We start from the raw sequence: 7,014 nt of genomic DNA on the forward strand, positions 1-7,014 counted from the left end.
TTTTACTAGTACGAAGTGTTTGAATCTAAGAGGTAGAATTTTATGATTAAAAGAATAACAAGCAATGCAAAAGAAGACGGAGTATTGACACTGTCTTTTCTTTTAGCAATAGGTACCATGTTCATCATCCCGCCAAACTTCAATTATTTTTCTTATATCGATTTTCACACATTGATTCTTCTTTTTTGTTTGATGTTGATTGTAGAAGGGATACGGCAACAACAGTTTTTCGATTATCTAGGCAATTATTTGATCACCCAGACAAAAAATACGAGAGGGATTATTTTGATTTTAGTGTTTCTCACGTTTATCAGTAGTATGCTGATTACGAATGATGTGGCACTGATCATTTTTGTACCATTTGGTCTATTGATAGTAGAAAGGATCGGCATGCGAACATTGATTCCTCTCGTCATAACTTTGATGACGATTGCGGGTAATCTAGGAAGTATGTTCACTCCGATCGGTAATCCACAAAATCTTTATTTATTCGCACAATCACACTTACAACTGTTCGAATTTTTACAGTTGATGCTTCCCTATACACTAGCTGCTGCCATATTATTGGTGGTGTTGATCTATGGGAGAATCAAGAATAATACCATCGATTTGGCGAATACAGAAGAGATAATGTTAAAGCGAAAACAACTCATTTTTTATTTTGGTCTATTTTTAATATGTCTTCTAGCTGTAAGTGGCATCATCCCTCATTATGTCGTATTAGTCTTAGTGAGTGTCAGCATCCTAGGCAATGATCGCCGACTCTTTAAACATATCGATTACTCCTTATTATTTACGTTTGTTTTTCTTTTTATATTCATCGGGAATATCAAACAAGTAGATGTTGTCCGAGCCTTTTTTGAAAAAAGTGTGGCGCATCATGAAGTCAGTGCAAGCATTTTTGCAAGTCAATTGATTAGTAATGTTCCTGCGGCGCTCCTGTTATCAAGTTATACAGAAAATATCAAGGGTCTGATCATTGGGACGAACTTGGGAGGATTAGGGACATTGATTGCTTCAATGGCAAGTTTGATCTCTTACAAATTAGTCATCAAGCAATATCCGGAATGGAGAAAAAAGTATTTATTCGTCTTTGCATTCTACAACATCGTTTTTTTGATTTTCTTGTGGCTCATCTTTACCGTATATCAATAGAATATGTTATGATTACACAGGAAGACAGAATTTTTTAGGAGGAAGAAAAAATGGCATTTCCACAACTTGATCTTATGAATGAAAAGGGGCCTAAAGCTCTTATAAAAACGAACCGCGGAGATATTACAGTAAAACTATTTCCTGAGTTAGCACCTAAAACAGTCCAAAACTTTGTTGAATTAGCAAAAAAAGGGTACTATGATGGCGTGATTTTTCATCGTGTGATCCCTGATTTCATGATTCAAGGAGGCGACCCAACCGGTACAGGTATGGGAGGTGAAAGCATTTACGGCGAAAGTTTTGAAGATGAGTTCAGCCGCGAATTGTTCAATCTACGTGGCGCACTATCAATGGCTAACTCTGGTCCAAATACAAATGGCAGCCAATTCTTTATCGTCAACAACACAAATGTGCCAGAAAACATGCTTAGTCAATTAGAAGGAGCAGGATTCCCTAAAGAAATCATTGAAGCGTATAAAAATGGTGGAACACCATGGCTTGATTTCCGTCATACAGTGTTTGGCCATGTACTTGAAGGAATGGATACAGTCGATGATATCGCAAATGCGCAACGTGGACCACAAGATCGTCCAGTACATGATGTAGTGATCGAAACGATTGAGATTTCTGAATAAAGTAAAATTTTAAACATACCAAGCTCAAAAAAAAACACCGAACAGCAAAAGCAGAAAATACTTTTGCTGTTCGGTGCTTTTTTGGTTGGGGTGGTAACAAAGTAGGGAAGACTAACATTTTTTGTCCAATGACTTCTTTCGTTTTCTAACTTAAAGCACGTTGGATACGTAAAAGCCCTTCTTTTAATACTGATCTTGGACAAGCGACATTCAAACGCATATGGCAATGACCACTTGGTCCAAAACTGATCCCAGGATTCAAGACGACTCTGCCTTTTTCAATCAGCTTCTTTTCAAGTAGCCGGTCATCGTTCGTGTAGGCAGAAAAATCAAGCCATATAAGGTACGTTCCTTCTGGCTTCATCACTTTGACATCAGGGAGATGCTTAGTAAAGAAGGTAATGACTTCTTGGACATTTTCTTCCAGATAAACTAATAACTCATTTAACCATTCCTCACCAGTTTCGTAAGCAGCTTGAGTGCCTAAGAGTCCGAAAGTATTGATTCCTTGATGTTGATTTTTTTCTAATTGTTTCGTAAAGCGACTTTTTAAATCATGATCTTTGATGAAGACCATTGAATTTTTTATTGCAGCTAGATTAAATGTCTTAGTTGCTGAAGTGAATGTGATCAATAATCGAGAAAGGGCAGGATCAATTGTTTGCATCGAGGTGAATCCATGTCCGGAAAAGACGATATCTTGATGGATCTCATCACTAAATAAGAAGACGTCGTATGTTAAGCAGAGTTCACTTAACTGTTTGAGCTCTTCTTTAGTCCAAACACGACCACCTGGATTATGCGGGTTACATAGAATCATTGCTTTTATCTTGTTTGAGACGATTTTTTCTTCCATATCTTGAAAGTCCATTTCAAAATGATCGGCTGTTTTATTTAAAGGACTGCGAATCAATTGACGCTCATTATTTTCAACAATTGCACCAAATGGAGGATAAACTGGATCATGAATCAACACTGCATCACCTGGAGCTGTAAATGCTTGAATCGCCAATGAGAGACTAGCTAAGACTCCACTAGTGAAAAGAATGTGGTCTTTAGTTAGAGTCACATGATGGCGCCTTTCTTCCCAATCAATCACTGATCGGTAGAGACCGTCCGGTACGATCGAATAACCAAAAATGCCTTTTTGCAGATAGTTTTGAAAAGCGGTTGTTACTCCTTGAGGGGCAAGAAAATCCATATCCGCTACCCATAAAGGTAAAAGATCATTCCTATGATAAGTTTGTGAGATGGCATCCCATTTTACGCTATCTGTGTTTAGTCTTGAAACTATTTCATCAAATTGTTCCATCTATAAGACCTCCATATCTAGATGCAAGAACAGAACTTCTTTTTTTTTAATATTTACAGTATAATGATAAATGCGAAGAGAGGGAAGTATATGACTTATAGAATAGGCGAAATAATCAAAGGGAAAATTACTGGAATACAACCATATGGAGCGTTCGTTTCATTAGATGAAGAGACACAAGGGTTGATCCACGTATCAGAAGTGCAATCTGGTTATACGAAAAGTATTCATACATTATTGAAGGTGGGGCAACCGGTGACTGTACAAATCATTGATATTGATGAGTATTCGAATAAAATCAGTCTGTCGTTACGTACCTTAGAAAAGAAAGTACCATCGATCCCATACCGAAGAAAACGATACTTCACTAATAAAAATAAAAAAATCGGGTTTGCAACGATTGAAAAACAGTTACCTATATGGATCAAGGAAGCGTTGATCCAATTAGATAAAAAAGAATCAAGGAAATAAAAGTGTATTTTTTCTGAAAATATGCTAAAATTCTCTTGTAAGCCATAAACAAGTTGATCGAGGTGGAAATTTTGGCAAACAAAAGAGTCGCTGGTACAATTATGTTGCATTTGGAGGATGGATCTAAAAAATTTTTAGTTCATTCAAGAGAGAATAAATTAGAGTTCGCATGCGCAGACCACTCAAATGATAAGACTGGTTTAGCAAACATACTTAGTTTCTTAAAAGAAATCGTTCATATTGATGTGAGTAAAATCAACTTGATGGAGTTGACGAATACCCATATCAATCAAGAAAATGTTCCACTTTTTGTTTTTGAAACGGAACAAAAAAATCAACAAGAACAGTTAGGCGAAGGTTATCATTGGGAAGATCCAGGACAAATGCGTACGGTACTAGGGATTTATGAAGTAGATGGTGTACCGATTTTTTAAATTGATTCAAGTACCTCTACCAAAGAGAAATGAATACCGTTCGCAGGTGTATAGTTGACTACTTGAGAATCAACGAATAAAATAGGAGATCATTTTTTGGAACCAAGCAGGACTTTCAGAGAAGTTTGAATATCTTTCAAACTTCTTTTTTTTGTCTATCTTAAAAGAAAAGTAGAAGAGAATGTTCAGGATTCAATTGATTTTTTACCTGTTTTATAAAAAAAGCACTTAAATACATGGATAATCCGAATGATCATAAAATGATTGGAAACCTTGTCTTTTTTTTACTTAAAAATAAGTATTGACGCTAGGTGTGTAGCATGGTAAATTAGAAAACGTTGATTCGAAAAAAAGTTCTTTTGAAAATATTCAGAAAAACATCGAAAAAACTATTGACCGCTGGATGAAACCATGTTAATATAACGAAGTTGAATTATTTCAGCGCTTTGTGAGGCGCTTGTATGTAAGAATTTAAAGCGAAATAAAGTGTTGACAAATAACATGCGACGAGTTATGATAAGTGAGTTGCTAAAACGACCTCGTGAAAAACGAGTTCAAAAAACTTTTAAAAAATAGTTGACAATCATTCGAGAGTTTGCTAAGATATAAAAGTTGCTACGGCAATCACAAATGATAAGTTGAGACAGTTGTGTTTCGATTATCACGTAGACCTTTGAAAACTGAACAAAGTAAGACAAACCAAATGTGTAGGGCGTCTTGATTCAATTCAAGACAACAAACATTTTTAACAAGCAAGCAATATGCTAGCAAACAATTGAGCTTAACAATCGCAAGATTGTTCTAACTTTTATTTATGAGAGTTTGATCCTGGCTCAGGACGAACGCTGGCGGCGTGCCTAATACATGCAAGTCGAACGCTTCTTTTCCCACCGGAGCTTGCTCCACCGGGAAAAGAGGAGTGGCGAACGGGTGAGTAACACGTGGGTAACCTGCCCATCAGAAGGGGATAACACTTGGAAACAGGTGCTAATACCGTATAACAATCGAAGCCGCATGGTTTCGTTTTGAAAGGCGCTTTACGGTGCCGCTGATGGATGGACCCGCGGTGCATTAGCTAGTTGGTGAGGTAACGGCTCACCAAGGCAACGATGCATAGCCGACCTGAGAGGGTGATCGGCCACATTGGGACTGAGACACGGCCCAAACTCCTACGGGAGGCAGCAGTAGGGAATCTTCGGCAATGGACGAAAGTCTGACCGAGCAACGCCGCGTGAGTGAAGAAGGTTTTCGGATCGTAAAACTCTGTTGTTAGAGAAGAACAAGGGTGAGAGTAACTGTTCACCCCTTGACGGTATCTAACCAGAAAGCCACGGCTAACTACGTGCCAGCAGCCGCGGTAATACGTAGGTGGCAAGCGTTGTCCGGATTTATTGGGCGTAAAGCGAGCGCAGGCGGTTTCTTAAGTCTGATGCGAAAGCCCCCGGCTCAACCGGGGAGGGTCATTGGAAACTGGGAGACTTGAGTGCAGAAGAGGAGAGTGGAATTCCATGTGTAGCGGTGAAATGCGTAGATATATGGAGGAACACCAGTGGCGAAGGCGGCTCTCTGGTCTGTAACTGACGCTGAGGCTCGAAAGCGTGGGGAGCAAACAGGATTAGATACCCTGGTAGTCCACGCCGTAAACGATGAGTGCTAAGTGTTGGAGGGTTTCCGCCCTTCAGTGCTGCAGCTAACGCATTAAGCACTCCGCCTGGGGAGTACGACCGCAAGGTTGAAACTCAAAGGAATTGACGGGGGCCCGCACAAGCGGTGGAGCATGTGGTTTAATTCGAAGCAACGCGAAGAACCTTACCAGGTCTTGACATCCTTTGACCACTCTAGAGATAGAGCTTCCCCTTCGGGGGCAAAGTGACAGGTGGTGCATGGTTGTCGTCAGCTCGTGTCGTGAGATGTTGGGTTAAGTCCCGCAACGAGCGCAACCCTTATTGTTAGTTGCCATCATTTAGTTGGGCACTCTAGCAAGACTGCCGGTGACAAACCGGAGGAAGGTGGGGATGACGTCAAATCATCATGCCCCTTATGACCTGGGCTACACACGTGCTACAATGGGAAGTACAACGAGTCGCGAAGTCGCGAGGCTAAGCTAATCTCTTAAAGCTTCTCTCAGTTCGGATTGTAGGCTGCAACTCGCCTACATGAAGCCGGAATCGCTAGTAATCGCGGATCAGCACGCCGCGGTGAATACGTTCCCGGGCCTTGTACACACCGCCCGTCACACCACGAGAGTTTGTAACACCCGAAGTCGGTGAGGTAACCTTTTTGGAGCCAGCCGCCTAAGGTGGGATAGATGATTGGGGTGAAGTCGTAACAAGGTAGCCGTATCGGAAGGTGCGGCTGGATCACCTCCTTTCTAAGGAATATTACGGAGACTACACACGTTTGTCGATACTTTGTTCAGTTTTGAGAGGTCTACTCTCAAAATTTTGTTCATTGAAAACTGGATATTGAAGTAAAAATGTAAGTAATACAAACCGAGAACACCGCGTTGAATTTGAAAGCTAAACAAATCGTTTAGCCTTAAGCAAAATAGGCGGCCAGAAGTGAAAGCTTGCTTTCACGGATTGGACGATCTTTTTGTCGAAAAGGCTGATTTGTGTGCTGGATAGAGTTTTTTAATAAGTTCAATTGCTTATTTTTCTTGATTGGACTTCTATCGCTAGAAGAAAGATCAAAACCCAACCGCAAGGTTGATAAGGTTAAGTGAATAAGGGCGCACGGTGGATGCCTTGGCACTAGGAGCCGATGAAGGACGGGACTAACACCGATATGCTTTGGGGAGCTGTACGTAAGCTATGATCCAGAGATTTCCGAATGGGGGAACCCAGCATCTTTTATAGGATGTTACGTATACGTGAATACATAGCGTATACGAGGTAGACGCAGAGAACTGAAACATCTAAGTACCTGCAGGAAGAGAAAGAAAATTCGATTCCCTGAGTAGCGGCGAGCGAAACGGGAAAAGCCCAAACCAATGAGCTTGCTCATT

Annotated in this window: 5 protein-coding genes and 2 rRNA genes (1 of these 7 cut by a window edge); 6 read left to right on the forward strand and 1 reads right to left on the reverse strand. The window is 40.4% G+C overall.

Translation table 11 applies throughout. The features are described 5' to 3' along the window. Positions 1 to 42 precede the first annotated feature (42 nt). Both IGJ14_RS03310 and IGJ14_RS03315 read left to right on the forward strand, forming a co-directional pair. Entirely contained in the window at positions 43 to 1,155 is a 1,113-nt protein-coding gene (locus tag IGJ14_RS03310) for an SLC13 family permease (RefSeq protein ID WP_019724008.1), read from the forward strand. Between the two features lie 50 nt (positions 1,156 to 1,205). Next, entirely contained in the window at positions 1,206 to 1,790 is a 585-nt protein-coding gene (locus tag IGJ14_RS03315; protein WP_010736096.1) for a peptidylprolyl isomerase, read from the forward strand. Positions 1,791 to 1,935: 145 nt separating this feature from the next. Here IGJ14_RS03315 and IGJ14_RS03320 read toward each other — a convergent pair whose 3' ends face one another. Beyond that, a complete protein-coding gene (locus IGJ14_RS03320) occupies positions 1,936 to 3,102 on the reverse strand; it encodes a MalY/PatB family protein (RefSeq protein ID WP_066026582.1) in 1,167 nt (388 codons plus the stop codon). A gap of 90 nt (positions 3,103 to 3,192) precedes the next feature. On the opposite strand from IGJ14_RS03320, the gene IGJ14_RS03325 reads away from it, so the two are divergent. The 4 genes from IGJ14_RS03325 to IGJ14_RS03340 all read left to right on the forward strand — a co-directional run. After that, the gene (locus IGJ14_RS03325) at positions 3,193 to 3,573 is read left to right on the forward strand and encodes a CvfD/Ygs/GSP13 family RNA-binding post-transcriptional regulator (protein WP_019724010.1); all 381 of its coding nucleotides are present in this window, start codon (positions 3,193 to 3,195) and stop codon (positions 3,571 to 3,573) included. Positions 3,574 to 3,644: 71 nt separating this feature from the next. Next, the gene (locus IGJ14_RS03330; protein ID WP_019724011.1) at positions 3,645 to 4,007 is read left to right on the forward strand and encodes a hypothetical protein; all 363 of its coding nucleotides are present in this window, start codon (positions 3,645 to 3,647) and stop codon (positions 4,005 to 4,007) included. Positions 4,008 to 4,817: 810 nt separating this feature from the next. Next, positions 4,818 to 6,378: ribosomal RNA gene (locus IGJ14_RS03335) — 16S ribosomal RNA — on the forward strand. Positions 6,379 to 6,722: 344 nt separating this feature from the next. After that, positions 6,723 to 7,014: ribosomal RNA gene (locus IGJ14_RS03340) — 23S ribosomal RNA — on the forward strand; it runs 2,623 nt beyond the window's last position. The 16S and 23S rRNA genes sit together here, the layout of an rRNA operon.

It is taken from the genome of Enterococcus sp. DIV1304_2, assembly GCF_050555445.1.
GTDB classification, from domain to species: domain Bacteria; phylum Bacillota; class Bacilli; order Lactobacillales; family Enterococcaceae; genus Enterococcus_B; species Enterococcus_B pernyi.